18 protein-coding genes are annotated in these 22,420 nt (G+C 67.0%); 17 read left to right on the top strand and 1 reads right to left on the bottom strand.

Translation table 11 applies throughout. The annotated features are described in order from the left end of the window. Window positions 1-12 precede the first annotated feature (12 nt). The 16 genes from rsmH to lpxC all read left to right on the top strand — a co-directional run bounded on the left by rsmH (window position 13) and on the right by lpxC (window position 18,721). Entirely contained in the window at window positions 13-954 is a 942-nt protein-coding gene (gene rsmH / locus WS46_RS00170; RefSeq protein WP_059535156.1) for a 16S rRNA (cytosine(1402)-N(4))-methyltransferase RsmH, read from the top strand. Beyond that, entirely contained in the window at window positions 951-1,292 is a 342-nt protein-coding gene (gene ftsL / locus WS46_RS00165) for a cell division protein FtsL (RefSeq protein WP_059535158.1), read from the top strand. Before rsmH ends, ftsL begins: the two co-directional genes overlap by 4 nt. Next, complete coding sequence (locus WS46_RS00160) at window positions 1,289-3,136, top strand: penicillin-binding protein 2 (RefSeq protein WP_059535159.1); 1,848 nt, start codon at window positions 1,289-1,291, stop codon at window positions 3,134-3,136. Before ftsL ends, WS46_RS00160 begins: the two co-directional genes overlap by 4 nt. Continuing rightward, window positions 3,133-4,671, top strand: coding sequence for a UDP-N-acetylmuramoyl-L-alanyl-D-glutamate--2,6-diaminopimelate ligase (locus WS46_RS00155; protein WP_059688961.1), 1,539 nt, complete (start codon window positions 3,133-3,135; stop codon window positions 4,669-4,671). Before WS46_RS00160 ends, WS46_RS00155 begins: the two co-directional genes overlap by 4 nt. Beyond that, window positions 4,668-6,074 (top strand): UDP-N-acetylmuramoyl-tripeptide--D-alanyl-D-alanine ligase, encoded by a 1,407-nt coding sequence (gene murF, locus WS46_RS00150; protein ID WP_059688960.1) that lies wholly within the window; start codon window positions 4,668-4,670, stop codon window positions 6,072-6,074. Before WS46_RS00155 ends, murF begins: the two co-directional genes overlap by 4 nt. A gap of 16 nt (window positions 6,075-6,090) precedes the next feature. Further along, complete coding sequence (mraY, locus tag WS46_RS00145) at window positions 6,091-7,260, top strand: phospho-N-acetylmuramoyl-pentapeptide-transferase (protein ID WP_059451891.1); 1,170 nt, start codon at window positions 6,091-6,093, stop codon at window positions 7,258-7,260. A gap of 28 nt (window positions 7,261-7,288) precedes the next feature. Beyond that, on the top strand, window positions 7,289-8,800 hold the full coding sequence (gene murD, locus WS46_RS00140) for a UDP-N-acetylmuramoyl-L-alanine--D-glutamate ligase (protein ID WP_059688959.1): 1,512 nt from the start codon (window positions 7,289-7,291) through the stop codon (window positions 8,798-8,800). Next, entirely contained in the window at window positions 8,797-10,080 is a 1,284-nt protein-coding gene (gene ftsW, locus WS46_RS00135; protein WP_059535166.1) for a putative lipid II flippase FtsW, read from the top strand. Before murD ends, ftsW begins: the two co-directional genes overlap by 4 nt. After that, on the top strand, window positions 10,077-11,180 hold the full coding sequence (murG, locus tag WS46_RS00130) for an undecaprenyldiphospho-muramoylpentapeptide beta-N-acetylglucosaminyltransferase (protein ID WP_059535168.1): 1,104 nt from the start codon (window positions 10,077-10,079) through the stop codon (window positions 11,178-11,180). Before ftsW ends, murG begins: the two co-directional genes overlap by 4 nt. After that, the gene (gene murC / locus WS46_RS00125) at window positions 11,177-12,574 is read left to right on the top strand and encodes a UDP-N-acetylmuramate--L-alanine ligase (protein WP_059688958.1); all 1,398 of its coding nucleotides are present in this window, start codon (window positions 11,177-11,179) and stop codon (window positions 12,572-12,574) included. The genes murG and murC overlap by 4 nt, the downstream gene beginning before the upstream one ends. A 1-nt stretch (window position 12,575) precedes the next feature. After that, a complete protein-coding gene (locus WS46_RS00120; protein ID WP_059688957.1) occupies window positions 12,576-13,517 on the top strand; it encodes a D-alanine--D-alanine ligase in 942 nt (313 codons plus the stop codon). A gap of 19 nt (window positions 13,518-13,536) precedes the next feature. Then, window positions 13,537-14,289 (top strand): cell division protein FtsQ/DivIB, encoded by a 753-nt coding sequence (locus WS46_RS00115; protein ID WP_057926855.1) that lies wholly within the window; start codon window positions 13,537-13,539, stop codon window positions 14,287-14,289. A 26-nt stretch (window positions 14,290-14,315) separates the two neighbouring features. Continuing rightward, the gene (ftsA, locus tag WS46_RS00110) at window positions 14,316-15,548 is read left to right on the top strand and encodes a cell division protein FtsA (RefSeq protein WP_006752447.1); all 1,233 of its coding nucleotides are present in this window, start codon (window positions 14,316-14,318) and stop codon (window positions 15,546-15,548) included. A gap of 111 nt (window positions 15,549-15,659) precedes the next feature. Beyond that, on the top strand, window positions 15,660-16,856 hold the full coding sequence (ftsZ, locus tag WS46_RS00105; protein ID WP_011883181.1) for a cell division protein FtsZ: 1,197 nt from the start codon (window positions 15,660-15,662) through the stop codon (window positions 16,854-16,856). A 200-nt stretch (window positions 16,857-17,056) separates the two neighbouring features. Then, window positions 17,057-17,563: a peroxiredoxin gene (locus tag WS46_RS00100; RefSeq protein WP_059535173.1), complete on the top strand. Its 507-nt coding sequence runs from the start codon at window positions 17,057-17,059 to the stop codon at window positions 17,561-17,563. Between the two features lie 240 nt (window positions 17,564-17,803). Further along, on the top strand, window positions 17,804-18,721 hold the full coding sequence (gene lpxC / locus WS46_RS00095; RefSeq protein WP_059535496.1) for a UDP-3-O-acyl-N-acetylglucosamine deacetylase: 918 nt from the start codon (window positions 17,804-17,806) through the stop codon (window positions 18,719-18,721). Window positions 18,722-18,803: 82 nt separating this feature from the next. Here the strand turns inward: lpxC and WS46_RS00090 are convergent, their stop codons facing one another. Next, the gene (locus WS46_RS00090; protein WP_059535175.1) at window positions 18,804-19,283 is read right to left on the bottom strand and encodes a DUF721 domain-containing protein; all 480 of its coding nucleotides are present in this window, start codon (window positions 19,281-19,283) and stop codon (window positions 18,804-18,806) included. Window positions 19,284-19,550: 267 nt separating this feature from the next. Here WS46_RS00090 and secA point away from each other — a divergent pair, with 267 nt between their 5' ends. Then, window positions 19,551-22,349 (top strand): preprotein translocase subunit SecA, encoded by a 2,799-nt coding sequence (secA, locus tag WS46_RS00085; protein WP_059535177.1) that lies wholly within the window; start codon window positions 19,551-19,553, stop codon window positions 22,347-22,349. The last annotated feature ends 71 nt before the right edge of the window (window positions 22,350-22,420 follow it).

The following is a 22,420-nucleotide window of genomic DNA, read 5'->3' as shown; positions in this document are numbered from 1 at the left end:
GAGACGCCCGCGATGGGAAACGAATTGCAGCATCGGACCGTACTGTTGGACGAAGCGGTCGATTCGCTCGTGACGCGGCCGGACGGCATTTATGTCGACGGCACGTTCGGGCGCGGCGGTCATAGCCGCGCGGTGCTCGCGCGGCTGGCGCCGGGCGGCCGGCTGATCGCGTTCGACAAGGATCCGAGGGCGATCGAGACGGCGCAGCGCATCGAGGATGCGCGCTTCTCGATCGTGCATGACAGCTTTGCATCGATGCGCGACGCGCTTGCGGCGCGCGGTGTCGAGAAGGTGTCGGGTGTGTTGCTGGACCTGGGCGTGTCCTCGCCGCAGGTGGACGATCCGGCGCGCGGCTTCAGCTTTCGCGCGGATGGCCCGCTGGACATGCGAATGGACCCGACGCGCGGCGAATCGGCGGCCGAGTGGCTCGCGCGGGCTTCGGTGCAGGAATTGACGGAGGTGATACGAGATTATGGGGAAGAACGGTTTGCTTTTCAGATTGCAAAGGCGCTTGTTGCTCGCCGGGCAGAGTCCGACCGTCTTGGGCCTCTCGACACCACGGGCGAGCTTGCCCAAATCGTGGGTAACGTCGTCAAAACCCGTGAGAAGGGCAAGGATCCGGCAACCCGCACCTTTCAGGCTATACGGATTCACGTCAATCAAGAGCTTGCGGACCTGCAAGTCGTACTAGACGCGGCATTGTCGTTGCTGGAGCAAGGGGGGCGGCTGGTGGTCATCAGCTTTCATTCACTCGAGGACCGGATCGTCAAGCGATTCATGCAGGCGCACGCGAGTGCGCCCGCGGTCGATCGTCGCCTGCCGATCCGCGCCGTCGACCTCCCGAGCCCGCCGCTCAAGATCATCAGCCGTCAGTTCCCGAGCGAGGCGGAAGTCGCCGCGAATCCGCGCGCCCGGTCGGCCGTGATGCGCATCGCGGAGCGCGTCACGCCATGAGCCGCTTCAACATCTTCCTGCTGATCATCGTGATGGGCTGCGCGCTGTCGGTCGTCAACTCGACGAACCAGCAGCGCCAGATCTTCATTCAGCTGCAGCGCGCGCAGTCGCAGGAGCGTCAGCTCCAGCAGGACTACGCGCAGCTTCAATATCAGCAGAGCGCGCTGTCCAAGACGTCCCGCATCGAGCAGCTCGCGAACGATTCGCTGAAGATGCAGCCGATCACGACGGGTCGCACCCAGTACCTGACGCTGCCGTCGGGCGCCGCGAAGGCGATCGACGCGCCGATTCCCGCGTCGGCCGATACGGCCACCAAGGGCAACGGAGGCGCGCGATGAAGCCGTCGCAAAAGCGCCAGGACGTGAAGTTCTCGTCGAGCCCCGTGCTCGGCGTGCACCTGCCGATGTGGCGCTCGAAACTCGTCGTGTTCCTGCTGTTCATGGCGTTCGTCGCGCTCGCCGCGCGGGCGTTCTGGATCCAGGGCCCCGGCAACGCGTTCTATCAGAAGCAGGGCGAGAGCCGCTACCAGCGCACGATCGAGCTGCCGGCCACGCGCGGCAAGATCCTCGACCGTAACGGGCTCGTGCTCGCGACGAGTCTGCCCGTGCGCGCGATCTGGGCGATTCCGGACGCCGTGCCGGACGATCTCGACGCCGGCAAGGTCAACCAGCTCGGCAAGCTCCTCGGCATGACGCCGAAGGAACTGCGCGTGAAGCTGTCGCAGGACAAGGGTTTCGTCTACGTAAAGCGCCAGGTGCCGATCGACGTCGCGGACAAGGTCGCCGCGCTCGACATTCCCGGTATCTATCAGCGCAACGAATACAAGCGCTTCTATCCGGAAGGCGAGATCACCGCTCACCTGATCGGCTTCACGAACGTCGAGGACGAAGGGCAGGAGGGCGTCGAACTCGGCGACCAGAAGATGCTGTCCGGCACGTCCGGCGTGCGCCGCGTGATCAAGGACCGGATGGGGCACATCGTCGAGGATGTCGCCGAACAGATTCCGCCACACAATGGGACGGACGTCGACCTGTCGATCGACAGCAAGATCCAGTACATCGCGTATGCGAACCTGAAGGCCGCCGTCGAGAAGTTCAAGGCGAAGGCCGGCGCGGCGATGGTCGTCGACGTGCGCACCGGCGAGGTGCTGGCGCTCGTCAACTACCCGACGTACAACCCGAACGACCGCTCGCGCATGACGGGCGAGCAGTTGCGCAACCGGATCATGACCGACGTGTTCGAACCAGGTTCGATCATGAAGCCGTTTACGGTGTCGCTCGCGCTCGACCTGCACCGCGTGACGCCGAACACGCTCGTCGAGACGGGCAACGGGCATTTCGTGCTCGACGGCGCTCCGATCACCGACGACGCAGGTTTCGGCACGCTGACGGTCGGCGGCGTGATCCAGAAGTCGAGCAACATCGGCGCGACGAAGATCGCGATGACGATGCGGCCCGAGGAAATGTGGAATATGTATACGAGCATCGGCCTCGGCCAGGCGCCGAAGGTCGGGTTTCCGGGCGCGGTGGCCGGTCGCCTGCGTCCGTGGAAGAGCTGGCGCCGCATCGAGCAGGCGACGATGTCGTACGGCTACGGCCTGTCGGTGTCGCTGTTCCAGCTCGCGCGCGCCTACACGGCGATCGCGCATGATGGCGAGCTGATGCCCGTGACCATTTTCAAGACCGACCCCAATCAGCCGATCGTGGGCACGCAGGTGTTCAACCCGACCACCGCGCGCGAAGTGCGCGCGATGCTCGAAACGGTGGTGGCGCCGGGCGGCACGTCGCCCGATGCGGCCGTGCCGGGTTATCGCGTCGGCGGCAAGAGCGGTACCGCTTACAAGCATGAAGGCCACGGCTATACGCGCAAGTACCGCGCGTCGTTCGTCGGCATGGCGCCGATGCCGAATCCGCGCGTCGTGATCGCGGTGTCGGTCGACGAGCCGACCGCCGGCAGCCACTTCGGCGGCCAGGTGTCGGGCCCCGTATTCTCGGCGATCGCGGGCGATACGATGCGCGCGCTGAACGTGCCGCCGAACATGCCGATCAAGCAGCTCGTCGTGTCCGACGACGCGCCCGGCGCGCCCGCCGGGACGGGGCCGCAAAAGCTCGCCGCGGGCGGCGGCGCGAAGCATATGATCGTATCCAGCACGACACGTAATTCACCAGGAGTTGTTCGATGAGCGCCGCTCGCAGTTCCCATCCGGCGCATCAGCAGATCGCGGCCGCGCTTGCGTGGCTGCGCCAGCATGTGGCCCCCGCGGCGCAACTGCATGCCGACACGCGCAGCCTGAAGGCCGGCGACGTGTTCCTCGGCTATGCGGTCGACGGGGCAGACAATCGCGCCTTCATTTCCGATGCCGTCGCGCGCGGCGCGGCCGCCGTGCTGTATCAGCCGGAAGGTCTCGAAGCCGCACCGGCCGTGCCCGTCGCACTCGCGGTGCCGGCGCTCGACCAGCTGGCCGGCGAGATCGCCAGCGGCTGGTACGGCGACCCGAGCGACAGCCTGCTCGCCATCGGCGTGACCGGCACCAACGGCAAGACGTCCTGCACGCAATGGATCGCGGCCGCGCTGACAGCGCTGCACCAGCCGTGCGCGCTGATCGGCACGCTCGGCAGCGGCATGCCGGGGCAGCTGGTGCCGACCGGCTTCACGACACCTGACGCGCCGCAGCTGCAGCGCAGCCTCGCGCAACTGCACGACGCGGGCGCGAAGGCCGTCGCGATGGAAGTGTCTTCGCACGCGCTGCATCAGGGCCGCGTGAACGGCACGGCATTCGACATCGCCGTCTTCACGAACCTCACGCAGGATCACCTCGACTATCACGGCACGTTCGACGCGTACGAAGCCGCGAAGTCGAAGCTGTTCGCGTGGCGCGGTCTGCGCGCGGCGGTCGTCAATCGCGACGACGAAGCCGGCCGCCGCCTGCTCGAGAAGCTGGCCGGCCGCGTGCGCACGATCGCATACGGGATCGGCGACGCACAGGCGGCCGACGCCGATCGCGAGCTGGTCGCGCTCGACGTGCGCGCGACCGCCACGGGCACGGCTTTCCGCCTGCGCTCGTCGTGGGGCGACGCGGACGTCGAGGTCGGCACGCTCGGCACGTTCAACGTCAGCAACCTGCTCGCGGTGCTCGGCTCGCTGCTCGCGGCCGACGTGCCGTTCGACGCGGCCGTCGCGGAGATTGCGCGGCTCGAGTCCGTCAACGGGCGCATGCAGCGCCTTGGCGGCCGGCTGCAGAACGACGAACCGCTGGTCGTGATCGACTACGCGCACACGCCCGATGCGCTCGACAAGACGCTCGATGCATTGCGCCCGATCGCGGCGGCGCGCGGCGGGCGGCTCGTCTGCATGTTCGGCTGCGGCGGCGATCGCGACGCGACGAAGCGCCCGCTGATGGGCGCGATCGCCGAGCGGCTCGCCGACGAAGTCGTCGTCACGAGCGACAATCCGCGCAGCGAGGATCCGCAGCGCATCATCGACCAGGTCATCGCGGGGATGACCGCGCCCGATCGCGCACGCCGCATCGAGGATCGCGCGAGCGCGATCCTGCAGGCCGTGCGCGGCGCCGCCCGCGAGGACGTCGTCGTGCTGGCCGGCAAGGGGCACGAGGCGACGCAGGAAATCATGGGCAAGAAGCGCGCGTTCTCCGATCAGGATCACGCGCGGCTCGCGCTCGCGGCACGTGCGACGCACGGCAAGGGAGGCGGCGAATGACGATGCTCAGTCTCGGCGAAGCCGCGCGCCTGATTCCCGGCGCGACCGTCCACGGCGATCCGGACACCACCTTCGAGCGCGTGTCGACGGACAGCCGCACGGTCGGCCCGGGCGACCTGTTCGTCGCGCTGAAGGGCGAGCGCTTCGACGCGCACGACTTCCTCTGCGACGTGGCCGCGCGCGGCGCGGCCGCGGCGCTCGTCGCGCACGCGCCGGCGGGCCTCGCGATGCCGGTCGTAGAGGGCGGTGAAACGCGTGCCGCGCTCGGCGCGCTCGCGCACGGCTGGCGCAAGCGCTTCGCGGTGCCGCTCGTCGCGGTGACGGGCAGCAACGGCAAGACGACCGTCAAGGAAATGATCGCGGCGATCTTTACGGCGGCAGTCGGCGCAGACGCGCGGCTGGCGACGGCCGGCAACCTGAACAACGACATCGGCGTGCCGCTGACGCTGCTGCGCCTGTCGGACGAGCATCGCGTCGCGGTGATCGAGCTCGGGATGAATCACCCGGGCGAGACCGAAGTTCTCGCGCGCATCGCGGCGCCGACCGTCGCGCTCGTCAACAATGCGCAGCGCGAACACCAGGAATTCATGGCGACGGTCGAGGCGGTCGCGCTCGAACACGCGGCCGTGATCCACGCGCTGACGCCGGATGGCGTCGCGGTGTTTCCGGCCGACGACGCGTACGCCGGTATCTGGCGTGTCGCGGCGACCGGCAACCGGATTCTCGATTTCGCGCTGCACGACGCCGAACGGCAGATCGAAGCGCAGGTCACGGGCCGTCTGCACGGCGGCGAGCTTGCGATCGATACGCCATCCGGCTCGGTGACGGTGCGGCTGCGCGCGCTCGGCGAGCACAACGCACGCAACGCGTTGGCGGCCACGGCCGCGACGCTCGCGGCCGGTATCGAGCTGGCCGCGATCAAGCAGGGCCTCGAATCGTTCGAGCCGGTCAAGGGCCGTTTGCAGGTCCGGCGAGCGGACGTCGGCAGCCTCGCGGGCGCGACGGTCGTCGACGACACCTACAACGCGAACCCCGATTCGATGCGCGCGGCGATCGACGTGCTGGCCGCACAACCGGCGCCGCGCGTGCTGGTGATCGGCGACATGGGCGAGGTGGGCGACGAAGGCCCGGCATTTCACCGGGAGATCGGCGCGTATGCGCGCGAGCGCGGCATCGATGCGCTGTTCGCGCTCGGCGATGCCTCGCGTGATGCATGTACCGCGTACGGCGACACGGCCCGCCATTTCGGCGACGTCGGCGCGCTGGTGACGGCGCTGCTCGCGGCAGGCTACGGCGCGCAGGCGACGGTGCTCGTGAAAGGCTCGCGGTACATGAAGATGGAGCGCGTGGTCGACGCGCTGACGAAACAACCCGCGGCGGGCACGGTGCCCGCTGCACACTGAGTAGAAGGAAGGAAGCATGCTGCTGGCGCTGGCGCAATGGCTGCAAGGAGACGCAAGCTTTTTGCGCTTGTTCACGTACCTGACGTTCCGTGCGGTGATGGCTACCATCACCGCGCTCGGGATCGGGCTCGTGTGCGGACCGTGGGTGATCCGCAAGCTGACGCAAATGAAGGTCGGGCAGGCCGTGCGCAAGGACGGCCCGCAGAGCCATCTCGTCAAGTCCGGCACGCCGACGATGGGCGGCGTGCTGATCCTGATCGGCATCGCGGTCGCGACGCTGCTGTGGGGCGACCTGACGAACCGTTTCATCTGGATCGTGATGCTCGTCACGTTCGGCTTCGGCGTCATAGGCTGGGTCGACGACTACCGCAAGGTCGTCTACAAGGACCCGCGCGGGATGTCGTCGCGCGAGAAGTATTTCTGGCAGTCGGTGATCGGGCTGTTCGCGGCGGTCTACCTCGCATTCAGCGTGTCCGAGGCGAACAACGTGCGTGTGTTCGACCTGTTCATGGCGTGGGTGCGCAGCGGCCTGTCGATGGGGCTGCCCGCGCGGGCCGACCTGATGTTGCCGTTCCTGAAGTCGATCAGCTACCCGCTGGGCGTCTGGGGCTTCATCGTGCTGACCTACTTCGTGATCGTCGGCGCGAGCAACGCGGTGAACTTGACCGACGGCCTCGACGGTCTCGTGATCATGCCGGTCGTGCTGGTCGGTGCGTCGCTCGGCGTGTTCGCGTACGTGATGGGCAGCTCGGTCTATTCGAAATACCTGCTGTTCCCGCACATCCCGGGCGCCGGTGAATTGCTGATCTTCTGCTCCGCGATGGGCGGGGCAGGGCTCGCGTTCCTCTGGTACAACACGCACCCCGCGCAGGTATTCATGGGCGACGTCGGCGCGCTGGCGCTCGGCGGCGCGCTCGGCACGGTCGCGGTGATCGTGCGCCAGGAAATCGTGCTGTTCATCATGGGCGGCATCTTCGTCGCGGAAACGCTGTCGGTGATGCTGCAGGTGTCGTGGTTCAAGTACACGAAGAAGCGTTACGGCGAAGGGCGGCGCCTGCTGAAGATGGCACCGCTGCATCACCATTTCGAATTGTCCGGCTGGAAGGAAACGCAGGTGGTGGTGCGTTTCTGGATCATCACGCTGATGCTGTGCCTGTTCGGTCTGTCCACCCTCAAGTTGCGGTAAAGGAAAGGTAACAAGGATGTCTGGCGAGATGTTTGGAGATCGGCAGCGGCCGATGGTGCTCGTACTGGGGCTCGGGGAATCGGGTCTCGCGATCGCGCGATGGTGCGCGAGGCACGGGTGCCGGCTGCGTATTGCCGATACCCGCGAGGCGCCGCCGAACCTTGCCGCGCTGCAGGCCGAAGGCATCGATGCGGAGTTCGTCGGCGGGCCGTTCACGCCTGCGCTGCTCGACGGCGGCGTCGAGATCGTCGGGCTGAGCCCCGGCCTGTCGCCGCTCGAACCGGCACTGGCGGCGCTGATCGCGGCCGCGAACGAGCGCGCGATCGCCGTGTGGGGCGAACTGGAATTCTTCGCGCAGGCGCTGCGCGCGCTCGGCACGAGCGGCTACCAGCCGAAGGTGCTCGCGATCACCGGCACCAACGGCAAGACCACGACGACGAGCCTCACGGGCCTGCTGTGCCAGCGTTCGGGCAAGAAGGTCGCCGTCGCCGGCAACATCAGCCCGGCGATGCTTGACCGGCTCGCGGGCGCGATCGACGATACGGCGTTGCCCGACGTCTGGGTGCTCGAACTGTCGAGCTTCCAGCTCGAGACGGCACGCACGTTCGCGCCGGATGCGGCCGCGATCCTCAACATCACGCAGGATCACCTCGACTGGCACGGCAGCTTCGACGCCTATGCGGCCGCGAAGGGCCGGATCTTCGGCGCGACGACCACGCGCGTGCTCAACCGCGACGATGCGGCCGTGATGAAGTTCGCGCCGGTCGCCGGCGCGGTCGATGCGGCGCGCACGGTCACGTTCGGCTTGAACGAACCAACGCAGGACGGCGACTACGGCCTGTCGCGCGACAACGGCATTGCGTGGCTGGTCGAAGCGGTCGACCGCGACGCGCCGGACGAGACGACGACGAGCCGTCGCCGCAAGCGCGACGGCGCGCATACGCCCGACATCGCGCAGAAGCGCCTGATGCCGGCCGACGCGCTGCGCATCCGCGGGCTGCACAACGCGGCGAACGCGCTGGCCGCGTTCGCGCTTGCGCGCGCGATCGACCTGCCGGCCGCGCCGCTGCTGCACGCGCTGCGCGAATATCGCGGCGAGGCGCATCGCGTCGAAGTGATCGCGACGATCGACGACGTGGACTACGTCGACGACAGCAAGGGAACGAACGTCGGCGCGACGGTGGCCGCGCTCGACGGGCTGGCACAGAAGACCGTGCTGATCGCCGGCGGCGACGGCAAGGGGCAGGATTTCGCGCCACTGGTCGCGCCGGTCGCGCGCTGGTGCCGTGCGGTGATGCTGATCGGCCGCGATGCGCCGGCGATTCGCGACACGCTCGCCGAAACCGGCGTGCCGCTCGCCGACCACGCGACGCTCGAAGGCGCGGTGCATGCCGCCGCCGACCTCGCCGAGCCGGGCGATGCGGTGCTGCTGTCGCCCGCGTGCGCGAGCCTCGACATGTTCAGGAACTACGCCCATCGCGCGGATGTGTTCCGCGCGGCGGTGGATGAAATCGCCATCGACAAAGGAGCGACGCCATGAGCTGGTCCGATCGCCTCGTCTCCCGTTTCAACGACCGGCGCGACACCGGCGGCAATGCCGCTGGCGGCCGCGTCGCGTCGGCCACGCGCGCCGCGACCGGCGGCCTCGCGAGCGTCGTCAACGGCGTGCGGCCGAGCCGCTCGCGGATGCTCGATTTCGACTACTCGCTGCTGTGGGTCGCGATCGCGCTGCTCGGGCTCGGCGTGGTGATGGTGTACTCGGCGTCGATCGCGATGCCCGATTCGCCGAAATACGCGTCGTATCACGACTATGCGTTCCTGATGCGCCACTGCGTGTCGCTTGGCGTCGCGTTCATCGCGGCGGTGATCGCGTTCCGCGTGCCCGTGTCGACCTGGGACAAATACGCGCCGCATCTCTTCCTGATCGCACTGGTCGGCCTCGTGATCGTGCTGATCCCGCACGTCGGCAAGGGGGTGAACGGTGCGCGCCGCTGGATTCCGCTCGGCATCACGAACATGCAGCCGTCGGAAATCATGAAGCTCGCGGTGACGATCTACGCGGCGAACTACACGGTGCGCAAGCAGGAATACATGCAGAGCTTCGCGAAGGGCTTCCTGCCGATGGCGTTCGCGGTCGGTCTCGTCGGCGCGCTGCTGCTGCTCGAGCCGGACATGGGTGCATTCATGGTGGTCGCCGCGATCGCGATGGGCGTGCTGTTCCTCGGCGGCGTGAACGGCAAGCTGTTCGGCGGTCTGGTCGCGACGGCCGTCGGCACCTTCACGATGCTCGTATGGCTGTCGCCGTGGCGTCGCGAGCGGATCTTCGCGTACCTCGATCCGTGGGACGAACGCTATGCGCAGGGCAAGGCGTACCAGCTCACGCACTCGCTGATCGCGTTCGGCCGCGGCGAGTGGTTCGGCGTCGGCCTCGGCGGCAGCGTCGAGAAGCTGAACTACCTGCCCGAAGCGCATACCGACTTCATCCTCGCGGTGATCGGCGAGGAACTCGGCTTCGTCGGCGTGCTGGTCGTGATCCTGCTGTTTTACTGGATCGTGCGCCGCGCGTTCGAGATCGGCCGTCAGGCGCTCGCGCTCGACCGCACGTTCGCGGGCCTGATGGCGAAGGGCATCGGCATCTGGTTCGGCGCGCAGACGTTCATCAACATGGGCGTGAACCTCGGCCTGCTGCCGACCAAGGGCCTGACGCTGCCGCTCGTGAGCTACGGCGGCTCGGGCATCCTGCTGAACTGTGTCGCGCTTGCGGTGCTGTTGCGGGTCGACTATGAAAATCGCGTATTGATGCGGGGAGGGAAGGTATGACCGCGTCGCGACGCACGCTGATGGTGATGGCAGGCGGCACCGGGGGCCACGTGTTCCCGGGGCTCGCCGTCGCGCACCGGATGGAAGCGGCGGGCTGGCGCGTCGTGTGGCTCGGCAATCCGGCCGGGATGGAAGCGACGCTCGTGCCGAAGCACGGCATTCCGATGGAATACGTGCGCTTCGGCGGACTGCGCGGCAAGGGCCTGAAGACCAAGCTGACGCTGCCGTTCAACCTGCTGCGCGCATGCTGGCAGAGTCTCGGCGCGCTGCGCCGCGTGCGGCCGGACGTCGTGCTCGGGATGGGCGGCTACATCACGTTCCCGGCGGGCGTGATGACCGCGCTGTCGGGCCGCCCGCTCGTGCTGCACGAACAGAATTCGATCGCCGGTCTCGCGAACAAGGTGCTCGCGAAATTCGCGAAGCGCGTGCTCGTTGCGTTCCCTGGCGCACTGCCGCACGCGGAATGGACCGGCAACCCGATTCGCGCGGAACTTGCGCGCACGGAAACGCCCAAAGCACGCTATGCGTCGCGCAGCGGCCCGCTGAACGTGCTGGTCGTCGGCGGCAGTCTCGGCGCCGCCGCGCTGAACGAAGTCGTGCCGCGCGCGCTGGCGCTGCTGGCGCCGGGCGAGCGCCCGCGCATCGTGCACCAGGCCGGCGCGAAGCACATCGACGCGCTGAAGGCGAATTACGAAGCGGCCGGATTCACCGGCGGCGACGACGTGCGGCTCGTGCCGTTCATCGACGACATGGCCACCGCGTACGCGGCGGCGGATCTCGTGATCTGTCGCTCCGGCGCGATGACGGTGTCGGAAATCGCGGCGGTGGGCGTGGCGGCGCTGTTCGTGCCGTTCCCGTACGCGGTCGACGACCACCAGACGACCAACGCCGCGTTCCTCGCCGATGCGGGCGCGGCGGTGCTGGTGCAACAACGCGACCTGTCGGCGGAACTGCTTGCCGACTGGCTGCGCGGCCAGTCGCGGGCGTCGCTCGCGGACATGGCGGAGCGTTCGCGCTCGCTGGCGAAGCCCGAGGCCACCGACGAAGTCGCGCGCGTCTGCGCGAAGGTGGCTGGCGCGAACCTGGAACAACTGCAATGAAACACATCGTCAAACACATTCATTTCGTCGGGATCGGCGGCGCGGGCATGAGCGGCATCGCCGAAGTGCTCGTCAACCTCGGTTACGAGGTCAGCGGCTCCGACCTGTCGCGCAACGCGGTGACCGATCGTCTCGCGGCGCTCGGCGCGCGGATCGCGATCGGGCACGACGCGGCGAACATCGAGGGCGCGAACGCGGTCGTCGTGTCGACGGCCGTGCGCTCGGACAACCCCGAAGTGCTCGCCGCGCGCCACCAGCGCGTGCCGATCGTGCAGCGCGCGGTGATGCTCGCGGAGCTGATGCGCCTGAAGCAGGGGATCGCGATCGCCGGCACGCACGGCAAGACCACGACGACGAGCCTCGTCGCGAGCGTGCTCGCGGCGGGCGGGCTGGACCCGACCTTCGTGATCGGCGGCCGGCTGATCAGCGCCGGCGCGAACGCGCGGCTCGGCACGGGCGACTTCATCGTCGCCGAGGCCGACGAGTCGGACGCGTCGTTCCTGAACCTGTATCCGGTGATCGAAGTCATCACGAACATCGACGCCGATCACATGGACACCTACGGCCACGATTTCGCGCGGCTCAAGCAGGCGTTCATCGAATTCACGCAGCGCCTGCCGTTCTACGGCAGCGCGGTGGTGTGCGTCGACGATCCGAACGTGCGGCAGATCATCCCGTTCATCTCGAAGCCGGTCGTGCGCTACGGGCTGTCGCCGGACGCGCAGGTGCGTGCGGAAGACATCGACGCGCGCGACGGCCGCATGCACTTCACGGTGATCCGCGAAGGCCGTGCGCCGCTCGCGGTGGTGCTGAACCTGCCGGGCCTGCACAACGTGCAGAACGCGCTCGCGGCGATCGCGATCGCGACCGATCTCGGCGTGGCGGACGACGCGATCCAGCTGGCGCTGGCGGAATTCAACGGCGTCGGCCGACGCTTCCAGCGCTACGGCGAGGTGCCGAGCGCGGACGGCGGCCACTACACGCTGATCGACGACTACGGCCATCACCCCGTCGAGATGGCCGCGACGATCGCGGCCGCGCGCGGCGCGTTCCCGGGCCGCCGCCTCGTGCTGGCGTTCCAGCCGCACCGCTACACGCGCACGCGCGATTGCTTCGACGACTTCGTCAACGTGCTGTCGACGGTCGACGCGCTGGTGCTGACGGAAGTCTATGCCGCGGGCGAAGCGGCGATCGCGACGGCCAACGGCGACGCGCTGTCGCGTGCGCTGCGCGCGGTGGGCAAGGTTGACCCGGTGTTCGTCGCGACGGTCGACGACGTGCCGGACGCACTGGCCAAGGTCGCGCAGAACGGCGACGTGGTGATCACGATGGGCGCGGGTTCGATCGGCGGCGTGCCGGCGAAGCTCGTGCAACACACACAACAGAAGGCATGACATGAGCGGGATCGATCCGAAACGTTTCGGCAAGGTGGCGGTGTTGTTCGGCGGCGAATCCGCCGAGCGCGAGGTGTCGCTCACCTCGGGCCGTCTCGTGCTGCAGGGCCTGCGTGACGCGGGCGTCGACGCGCATCCGTTCGACCCGGCCGAGCGGCCGTTGTCGGCGCTGAAGGACGAAGGCTTCGTGCGCGCGTTCAACGCGCTGCACGGCGGCTACGGCGAGAACGGCCAGATCCAGGGCGCGCTCGATTTCTACGGGATCCGCTACACGGGCAGCGGCGTGCTCGGCTCGGCGCTCGGCCTCGACAAGTTCCGCACGAAGCTCGTGTGGCAGCAGACGGGCGTGCCGACGCCGCCGTTCGAGACGGTGATGCGCGGCGACGACTACGCGGCGCGCGCGGCTGACATCGTCGCGAAGCTCGGTCTGCCGCTATTCGTGAAGCCGGCGAGCGAGGGCTCGAGCGTCGCGGTGCTGAAGGTGAAGACGGCCGACGCGTTGCCCGCCGCACTGTCGGAAGCGGCGACGCACGACAAGATCGTGATCGTCGAGAAGAGCATCGAAGGCGGCGGCGAATACACCGCGTGCATCGCCGGCGATCTCGACCTGCCGCTGATCAAGATCGTGCCGGCCGGCGAGTTCTACGACTACCACGCGAAGTATGTCGCCGACGATACGCAGTACCTGATTCCGTGCGGGCTGCCCGCGGAACAGGAAACGGAACTGAAGCGCATCGCGCGCCGCGCGTTCGACGTGCTCGGCTGCACCGACTGGGGTCGGGCGGACTTCATGCTCGATGCCGCCGGCAACGCGTATTTCCTGGAAGTGAACACGGCCCCCGGGATGACCGACCACTCGCTGCCGCCGAAGGCCGCGCGGTCGATCGGCATCAGCTATTCGGAGCTGGTCGTGAAGGTGCTGTCGCTTACGCTCAACGACTGACGCAGGAACGGAACGACGTATGTGGAACAACGTTCGCCAACTCAACCTTGCCGCCAGCGCGCTGTACGCGCTGTTGCTGCTCGTGTTGGCGGCGGCCGGCTGCTACTGGCTGATCCAGCGTCCGACGTTCGCGCTGCGCGAAATCCGGATCGACGGCGACACCGAGCACATCAACACGCCGACGGTGCGTGCGGGCGTGGTCGGCCGGCTGAAGGGCAATTTCTTCACGGTCGATCTCGATACGGCGCGTGCCGCGTTCGAGCAGATGCCGTGGGTGCGCCACGCGAGCGTGCGCCGGGTGTGGCCGAATGCGCTGGCTGTCACGCTCGAGGAGTACAAACCGCTCGGAACCTGGGGCAGCGCGCAGCTCGTGAGCGTCGACGGCGAGCTGTTCACCGCGAACCAGGGCGAACTGGATCAGGAACTGCCGGCGTTCGACGGCCCGGAGGGCAGTGCGAAGGAAGTCGTCACGCGGTATCGCGACTTCACGAACTGGTTTGCGCCGCTGAAGGCGGCGCCGGAAGAAGTGACGCTGTCGGCGCGCTACGCGTGGACGGTGAAGCTGTCGAACGGCATGCAGGTCGAGCTGGGCAAGGAGCGCACCAGCGAGACCCTGCATGACCGGAGCCAGCGCCTCGTCGCCGCGTGGCCGGCCGTCACGGAGCGTTGGGGCAACGACATCGAGTACGCGGACCTGCGTTATCCGAACGGATTCGCGATTCGTGCGGCAGGCATGCGGTTCCTGACCGATACCGACAAGCGCAAGAAGTAACGAGAGATCACACGCAAGAGCACTTTATGAGCAAAGACTACAAGGATCTGCTGGTTTCCCTCGACATCGGCACGTCGAAGGTGGTGGCCATCGTCGCCGAGCTGAAGGGCGAAGGCCATTACGAGGTGATCGGCCTCGGCCAGAGCGAATCGAAGGGTCTGAAGAAGGGCGTGGTGGTCAATATCGAGGCCACCGTGCAGTCGATCCAGCGCGCGCTCGAGGAAGCCGAGCTGATGGCCGACTGCAAGATCACCAACGTGTTCACGGGGATTGCCGGCAGCCATATCCGCAGCTTCAATTCGAGCGGGATGGTCGCGATCAAGGACAAGGAAGTCACGCAGACGGACGTCGCGCGCGTGATCGAGACCGCGAAGGCGATCAACATCCCGACCGACCAGCAGGTGCTGCACATCCTCACGCAGGAATTCATCATCGACGGCCAGGAAGACGTGCGCGAGCCGATCGGGATGAGCGGCATCCGCCTCGAGGTGAAGGTGCACATCGTGACGGGCGCGGTCAGTGCCGCGCAGAACATCGTCAAGTGCGTGCGCCGCTGCGGGCTGGAAGTGAACGACCTGATCCTGCAGCCGCTCGCGTCGTCGCTGGCCGTGCTGACGGAAGACGAAAAGGATCTCGGCGTGGTGCTGGTCGACATCGGCGGCGGCACGACCGACATCGCGATCTTCGCCGAAGGCGCGATCCGCCATACCGCGGTGATTCCGATCGCCGGCGACCAGATCACGAGCGACATCGCGATGGCGCTGCGCACGCCGACGCCGGATGCGGAAGACATCAAGGTCGGCTACGGGATCGCGAAGCAGGCGCTCGCCGATCCGGACGAGATGGTCGAAGTGCCGGGCCTCGGCGAACGCGGCCCGCGCACGCTGTCGCGCCAGGCACTCGCGGCCGTGATCGAGCCGCGCGTCGAGGAACTGTTCTCGCTCGTGCAGCAGGTCGTGCGCGAGTCGGGTTACGAAGAACTGCTGAGCTCCGGCGTGGTCATTACCGGCGGGGCTTCGATGATGCCGGGCATGGTCGAGCTCGGCGAAGACATTTTCCTGAAACCGGTGCGCATCGGCGCGCCGGAATACGCAGGCGGCCTCGCCGACGTGGTGCGCAATCCGCGCTACTCGACGGCGATGGGCCTGCTCGTCGAAGGCAGTGCTCAGCGCATGCGCGGCCGCAAGGTCGCCGTGCAGTCCGGCAACGCGGGGCAGATCTTCTCGCGGATGAAGGAATGGTTCCTGAGCAACTTCTGACGAACCGAATCGAAATTCGCGCCGGTGCCGGCGGCTGGCGCGCGACAGGGGGTTGCCCGATCTCCTGCCGAATAACGGCCGAGTAGTTTTATTTTCTTGACGGAGGCAACAATGGAATTCGAAATGCTGGAAACCGAAACCAACGGCACCATCATCAAGGTGGTCGGCGTTGGCGGCGCTGGCGGCAATGCCGTTCAGCACATGATCAACCGTGGCGTACAGGGCGTCGACTTCATCGTGATGAACACCGACGCACAGGCGTTGTCGCGCGCGCGCGCACCGTCCGTGATTCAGCTCGGCAACACCGGCCTCGGCGCCGGCGCGAAGCCGGAAATGGGCAAGGCGGCGGCGGAAGAGGCGCGCGAGCGCATCGCCGACGCGCTGCGTGGCGCGCACATGGTGTTCATCACGGCCGGCATGGGTGGCGGCACGGGCACGGGCGCGGCGCCGGTGGTCGCGCAGATCGCGAAGGAGATGGGCATCCTGACGGTGGGTGTCGTCAGCAAGCCGTTTGAATTCGAAGGCGGCAAGCGCATGCGCGTCGCGGAAGCAGGCTCGCAGCAACTGGAGGATCACGTCGACTCGCTGATCGTCGTCCTGAACGACAAGCTGTTCGACGTGATGGGCGATGACGCCGAGATGGACAAGTGCTTCCAGTGCGCGGACGACGTGTTGAACAACGCGGTTGCAGGCATTGCCGAAATCATCAATGTCGATGGCCTCGTGAACGTCGACTTCGAAGACGTGAAGACCGTGATGGGCGAGCAGGGCAAGGCGATGATGGGCACGGCGACGGTCGCCGGCGTCGATCGCGCACGCCTCGCGGCGGAACAGGCCGTGGCGAGCCCGCTGCTCGAAGGCGTCGATCTGTCGGGCGCGCGCGGCGTGCTGGTCAACATCACGTCGAGCCGTTCGCTGCGCCTGTCGGAAACGCGTGAAGTGATGAACACGATCAAGAGCTACGCGGCGGAAGACGCCACGGTGATCTTCGGTGCGGTGTACGACGACGCAATGGGCGATGCACTGCGCGTGACGGTCGTGGCGACGGGTCTGGGCCGTGCGGCGAAGAAGCAGCAATCGGCTCCGATGACGCTGCTGCGCACGGGTACCGACAACCAGCCGGTCAGTGCGGTCTCGCACGGCTATGCGCAACCGCAGCACGTCAGCACGGCCGACTACGGCGCGCTCGATACGCCGGCGGTGTGGCGCAACTCGCGCGAAACCGCGGCATCGCACGTGCAGGCGCTGCAGGAGAAGGGTGTCGACACGTACGACATCCCGGCTTTCCTGCGCAAGCAGGCTGACTGACGACGCACACACAGGCGAAGCCGCGGCGCGATCGACGAGATTGCCGCGGTAACGCCGGCGTGACGGATGCCACGGACCACGACAGGCCGCGTCGAATGCGACGCCGGGCCGGGAAACGTGCCCTCTTCGCATGAGCGGAGCGGGATGGGACGTGCTGTCCGCAATACGCCGAAAAACCGTATCGCTATGAGGGACCAGCCATGATTCAAGTGGGCGACGCGCTGCCCGACGCGCAACTGTTCGAGTTCATCGACGACGCGCGCGAAGGCTGCACGCTGGGGCCGAATGCCTGCAGCGTGCGCGATCAGGTTGCGGGAAAGCGGGTGGTGATCTTCGGATTGCCGGGCGCTTTCACGCCGACCTGTTCGGCGCAGCATGTGCCGGGCTATGTCGAGCACGCCGAGCAACTGCGCTCGGCGGGCATCGACGAGCTCTGGTGCGTGTCCGTCAACGACGCATTCGTGATGGGCGCATGGGGACGTGATCTGCACACCGCGGGCAAGGTGCGCATGATGGCGGACGGCAGCGCTGCTTTCACTCATGCGCTGGGGCTGACGCAGGATTTGTCCGCGCGTGGCATGGGAATCCGTTCCCTGCGCTACGCGATGGTGGTCGACGACGGTGTGGTCAAGACGCTGGCCGTCGAAGCGCCGGGCAAGTTCGAAGTGAGCGATGCGGCGAGCGTGCTCGCGACGTTGACGTCCTGACCGTGCGGTGCGCCGTTGCCTGCCGGCAACGCTGCGCACCGGCCTCAGGGCAGTTGTAACACGGGCCGATGACCGGAAACGCCTCCGTTCCGGGCATCGGCCCGTCCCGTATCGGCGCGGGTAAACAGTCGAAACAGATTGATACGCAGTTTCAAACAGCGTTGAATAGGGAATTACGCTATAATCCCATCTATCGAATATAACTCCTGATTGATATTCTCAATCAAGATGAAGAACATCATGCTGAAGCAGCGCACCATCAAATCGATCGTGAAGACCGTGGGCATCGGTCTCCACTCGGGCCGCAAGGTCGAACTGACGCTCCGCCCGGCCGCGCCGGGCACGGGGATCGTTTTCTCGCGCGTCGACCTGCCCACGCCCGTCGACATTCCGGCATCCGCGATGTCGATCGGCGACACGCGGCTCGCGTCGGTGCTGCAGAAGGATGGTGCGCGCGTGTCGACCGTCGAACACCTGATGTCGGCGTGTGCCGGCCTCGGCATCGACAACCTCTACGTCGACGTGACGGCCGAGGAAATCCCGATCATGGACGGCAGCGCCGCGTCCTTCGTGTTCCTGATCCAGTCCGCGGGCATCGAGGAGCAGAACGCGCCGAAGCGCTTCATCCAGGTGAAGAAGCCGGTCGAAATCCGCGACGGCGACAAATTCGCGCGTCTCGATCCGTATTTCGGCTTCAAGCTGAAGTTCACGATCGACTTCCGTCACCCGGCCGTCGACAAGACCGGCCAGGAACTCGAGGTCGACTTCGCGAACACGTCGTACGTGCGCGAGATCGCGCGTGCGCGCACGTTCGGTTTTGCCCATGAAGTCGAAATGATGCGCGAGCTGGGTCTCGCACGCGGCGGCAGCATGGACAACGCGATCGTGCTCGACGAATACCGGATCCTGAACAACGACGGGCTGCGCTACGACGACGAATTCGTGAAGCACAAGATGCTCGACGCGATCGGCGACCTGTACGTGGTCGGCCATCCGCTGCTGGCGTCGTACACCGCATACAAGTCGGGTCACGGGCTGAACAACGCGTTGCTGCGCGAACTGCTCGCGCACGAGGACGCGTACGAGATCGTCACGTTCGACGATCCGCAAGCCGCGCCGAGCGGCTTCGCGTTCGACACGCAGACGGCCTTCGCCTGATCGGCGTTCGCCACCCGCGATAAAAAAGCGACCTTCGGGTCGCTTTTTTGTTGGGCGTCAGGCCCGCGGGGGCGGCGCGCACTCAGCGCGACGACTTCGCACCGTGCCGCGCGGCCATTCGCGCGAGTGCAGCCTGCAGTGGCGACGGCTCGAGGTGATCGGCGAGGTCGCGCAACGCGGTGGCGCCGACGGTCGTCATGCGCGCCTGCTTCACATGCGGGGGTTCCGGCGCGTCCTTCGGACGCACGCGCACGCGCAGCGCCGAGACCGGCCAGCCGCGCTTCTGGAGATCGGCGAGCAGGCGCGGCTCGACCTGCCGCAGCCGGGCGGCGAGCGCATTGTGCGCGGCAAAGAGGGTCAGGGTGCCGTCCTTGATGGAGCCCGGTTCGACGTGATTCGCGAGATAGTCGGGCAGCAGCGCGGCCAGGTCGCGCTGCAGCGACGCGACCTGTTCGACGCCGGCGCGCAGCGCCGCGAACGCGTCGGTGCGGTTGAGCACTTCGGACACGGGTTGCGGGCGATACGCGGCGAGCGGGCCGAAACGCTTGGAAAATCGGTTCATCGAGGCATTCTTCGGGCGCGCACGGGCGCGGACGTTGACGCCGATTGTACCCGCGCCGGCTCGCGCACGGGCGGCTTTCGGGCCATGCGCCCGATTGCCTGCACGGGTTTGGCGTGCGGCGCGAGTCCGGCCGGGACACCGGCGCATGCTTCCTCGCGTGCTAAAATTCCTCGTTTGATTCCACTAATTCGCTAAGCCGCCGAGGCTCGGGCGTCGGGGCGCGCAACGCGCGCCGGGCGCCGGTGCTGCGACGCAGGATCCGATCCGATGACAACCGGTTTTCTCCAGAAAATTTTTGGCAGCCGCAACCAGCGGCTCGTCAAGCAATACCAAAAGACCGTCGCGACGATCAATGCGCTCGAAACGCAGATCGAGAAGCTGACGGACGACCAGTTGCGCGGCAAGACGGATGAGTTCCGCCAGCGGATCGCGGGCGGCGAGTCGCTCGACAAGCTGCTGCCCGAGGCGTTCGCGGTCTGCCGGGAGGCGAGCCGCCGCGTGCTGAAGATGCGCCACTTCGACGTGCAGATGATCGGCGGCATGGTGCTCCACTACGGCAAGATCGCGGAAATGCGCACCGGCGAGGGCAAGACGCTCGTCGCGACGCTGCCCGTCTACCTGAATGCGCTGGCCGGCCGTGGCGTGCACGTCGTGACGGTCAACGACTACCTCGCGCAGCGCGACGCCGAATGGATGGCGCGCCTCTACAACTTCCTCGGTCTGTCGGTCGGCATCAACCTGTCCGGCATGGAGCACGACCAGAAGCAGCAGGCCTACGCGTCGGACATCACCTACGGCACGAACAACGAGTTCGGCTTCGACTACCTGCGCGACAACATGGTCTACGAGACCGACGCGCGCGTGCAGCGGGCACTGAACTTCGCGGTCGTCGACGAAGTGGACTCGATCCTGATCGACGAGGCGCGTACGCCGCTGATCATCTCCGGCCAGGCGGAAGATCACACCGAACTGTACGTGCGGATGAACGCGCTGCCGCCGCTGCTCGAGCGCCAGATCGGCGAGGAGAAGGCCGACGGCACGGGCGTCGAGAAGCCGGGCGACTACACGCTCGACGAGAAGGCGCGCCAGGTGTTCCTGACGGAGTCGGGCCACGAGAAGGCCGAGCGGCTGCTCGCCGAGTGGGGCCTGATCGGCGAGGGCGAAAGCCTGTACGCGCCGCAGAACATCACGCTGATGCACCACGTGTACGCCGCGCTGCGCGCGCACACGCTGTTCCACAAGGACCAGCACTACGTCGTGCAGAACGGCGAAGTGGTGATCGTCGACGAATTCACGGGCCGCCTGATGGCGGGCCGTCGCTGGTCCGACGGCCTGCATCAGGCGGTCGAGGCGAAGGAACACGTGAAGATCCAGAGCGAGAACCAGACGCTCGCCTCGATCACGTTCCAGAACTACTTCCGCATGTACGCGAAGCTCGCGGGCATGACCGGTACGGCCGACACCGAAGCGTACGAATTCAACGAGATCTACGGCCTCGAGACGGTCGTGATCCCGACCAACCGCCCGCCGAAGCGGATCGACAAGCAGGACCAGATCTACAAGACGGCCAAGGAGCGCTACGACGCGGTGATCCGCGACATTCGCGACTGCTACGAGCGCGGCCAGCCGGTGCTGGTCGGCACGACGTCGATCGAGAACTCCGAGCTGCTGTCGCACCTGCTGAAGCAGGCAGGCCTGCCGCACGAGGTGCTGAACGCGAAGCAGCACGAGCGTGAAGCCGCGATCGTCGCGGAAGCCGGCCGTCCGAACCGCATCACGATCGCGACCAACATGGCCGGTCGCGGTACCGACATCGTGCTCGGCGGCAACGCCGAGAAGCAGGCTGCGTTCATCGACGCCGACGACGCGATCCCCGCCGACGAAAAAGCGCGCCGCATCAAGCAGCTGCACGACGAGTGGGAAACGCTGCACGAGCAGGTGAAGGCCGCGGGCGGCCTGCACATCATCGGCACCGAGCGCCACGAATCGCGCCGGATCGACAACCAGCTGCGCGGCCGCGCGGGCCGCCAGGGCGACCCGGGCTCGTCGCGCTTCTACCTGTCGCTCGACGATCCGCTGCTGCGCATCTTCGCGGGCGACCGCGTGCGCTCGATCATGGATCGCCTGAAGATGCCGGAAGGCGAGGCGATCGAGGCCGGCATCGTCACGCGTTCGATCGAGTCCGCGCAGCGCAAGGTCGAAGCGCGCAACTTCGACATCCGCAAGCAGCTGCTCGAATACGACGACGTGTCGAACGACCAGCGCAAGGTGATCTATCAGCAGCGCAATGAACTGCTCGAAGCCCACGACATCACCGAGACGATCTCGGCGATGCGTCATGGCGTGATCGCCGAAGTCGTCCACCAGTTCGTGCCGCAAGGCAGCATCGAGGAACAGTGGGACGTGCCCGAGCTCGAGGAAGCGCTGCGCAACGACTGGCAACTCGACCTCGCGATCCAGGAAATGGTGAACGAGTCGTCGTCGATCACGGCCGAGGAGATTCTCGAAGCGGTGACGACCGCCGCCGACGAGCAGTACGAGACGAAGGTCGCGATGGTCGGCCGCGAATCGTTCAGCGCGTTCGAGCGCTCGGTGATGCTGCAGACGGTCGACCGCCTGTGGCGCGAGCACCTCGCGGCGCTCGACCACCTGCGCCAGGGCATCCACCTGCGCGGCTATGCGCAGAAGAACCCGAAGCAGGAATACAAGCGCGAAGCGTTCGAGCTGTTCGCCGCGATGCTCGAGGCGATCAAGCAGGAAGTCACGCGCATCGTGATGAACGTGCAGATCCAGTCGCCGGAGCAGCTCGAGGAAGCCGCCGAGCAGATCGAGGAGCGCGGCGGTCATCTCGAGAACGTCGAGTATCAGCATGCCGACTACGCGGAATCCGGCGCGCCGGTCGCGAACGTCGCAGCCGCCACCGCGGCCACGGCGACGGCCGACATGGTCGGCAGCGCGATGACCCACAGCGGCCCCGGCGGCGAGATGCCGAAGGTCGGCCGCAACGACCCGTGCCCGTGCGGCAGCGGCAAGAAGTACAAGCAATGTCACGGGAAGCTGTCATGATCGGCGGCGGCGCGCATTCGCGTGCCGCTTCGTTCGCAGCTTCGAGTCAGTGATGTGAGTTGCGGCGGCCC

Origin of the sequence: Burkholderia sp. RF4-BP95 (genome assembly GCF_001521985.1) — a bacterium.
In the GTDB taxonomy this organism is placed as follows: Bacteria; Pseudomonadota; Gammaproteobacteria; order Burkholderiales; family Burkholderiaceae; genus Burkholderia; species Burkholderia diffusa.
The sequence above is the reverse complement of the archived record's forward strand: the minus strand, read 5'-3'. Positions and strand labels throughout refer to the sequence as shown.

What these genes read in the sequence shown, in the direction of transcription:
- WS46_RS00115 (WP_057926855.1), top strand. Translation starts at nt 13,537, where the DNA reads ATGTGGAACAACGTTCGCCAACTCAACCTTGCCGCCAGCGCGCTGTAC.
- murC (WP_059688958.1), top strand. Translation starts at nt 11,177, where the DNA reads ATGAAACACATCGTCAAACACATTCATTTCGTCGGGATCGGCGGCGCG.
- murD (WP_059688959.1), top strand. Translation starts at nt 7,289, where the DNA reads ATGTTTGGAGATCGGCAGCGGCCGATGGTGCTCGTACTGGGGCTCGGG.
- ftsA (WP_006752447.1), top strand. Translation starts at nt 14,316, where the DNA reads ATGAGCAAAGACTACAAGGATCTGCTGGTTTCCCTCGACATCGGCACG.
- WS46_RS00100 (WP_059535173.1), top strand. Translation starts at nt 17,057, where the DNA reads ATGATTCAAGTGGGCGACGCGCTGCCCGACGCGCAACTGTTCGAGTTC.
- rsmH (WP_059535156.1), top strand. Translation starts at nt 13, where the DNA reads ATGGGAAACGAATTGCAGCATCGGACCGTACTGTTGGACGAAGCGGTC.
- ftsL (WP_059535158.1), top strand. Translation starts at nt 951, where the DNA reads ATGAGCCGCTTCAACATCTTCCTGCTGATCATCGTGATGGGCTGCGCG.
- WS46_RS00090 (WP_059535175.1), bottom strand. Translation starts at nt 19,283, where the DNA reads ATGAACCGATTTTCCAAGCGTTTCGGCCCGCTCGCCGCGTATCGCCCG.
- WS46_RS00155 (WP_059688961.1), top strand. Translation starts at nt 3,133, where the DNA reads ATGAGCGCCGCTCGCAGTTCCCATCCGGCGCATCAGCAGATCGCGGCC.
- WS46_RS00120 (WP_059688957.1), top strand. Translation starts at nt 12,576, where the DNA reads ATGAGCGGGATCGATCCGAAACGTTTCGGCAAGGTGGCGGTGTTGTTC.
- murG (WP_059535168.1), top strand. Translation starts at nt 10,077, where the DNA reads ATGACCGCGTCGCGACGCACGCTGATGGTGATGGCAGGCGGCACCGGG.
- WS46_RS00160 (WP_059535159.1), top strand. Translation starts at nt 1,289, where the DNA reads ATGAAGCCGTCGCAAAAGCGCCAGGACGTGAAGTTCTCGTCGAGCCCC.
- lpxC (WP_059535496.1), top strand. Translation starts at nt 17,804, where the DNA reads ATGCTGAAGCAGCGCACCATCAAATCGATCGTGAAGACCGTGGGCATC.
- ftsZ (WP_011883181.1), top strand. Translation starts at nt 15,660, where the DNA reads ATGGAATTCGAAATGCTGGAAACCGAAACCAACGGCACCATCATCAAG.
- secA (WP_059535177.1), top strand. Translation starts at nt 19,551, where the DNA reads ATGACAACCGGTTTTCTCCAGAAAATTTTTGGCAGCCGCAACCAGCGG.
- murF (WP_059688960.1), top strand. Translation starts at nt 4,668, where the DNA reads ATGACGATGCTCAGTCTCGGCGAAGCCGCGCGCCTGATTCCCGGCGCG.
- ftsW (WP_059535166.1), top strand. Translation starts at nt 8,797, where the DNA reads ATGAGCTGGTCCGATCGCCTCGTCTCCCGTTTCAACGACCGGCGCGAC.
- mraY (WP_059451891.1), top strand. Translation starts at nt 6,091, where the DNA reads ATGCTGCTGGCGCTGGCGCAATGGCTGCAAGGAGACGCAAGCTTTTTG.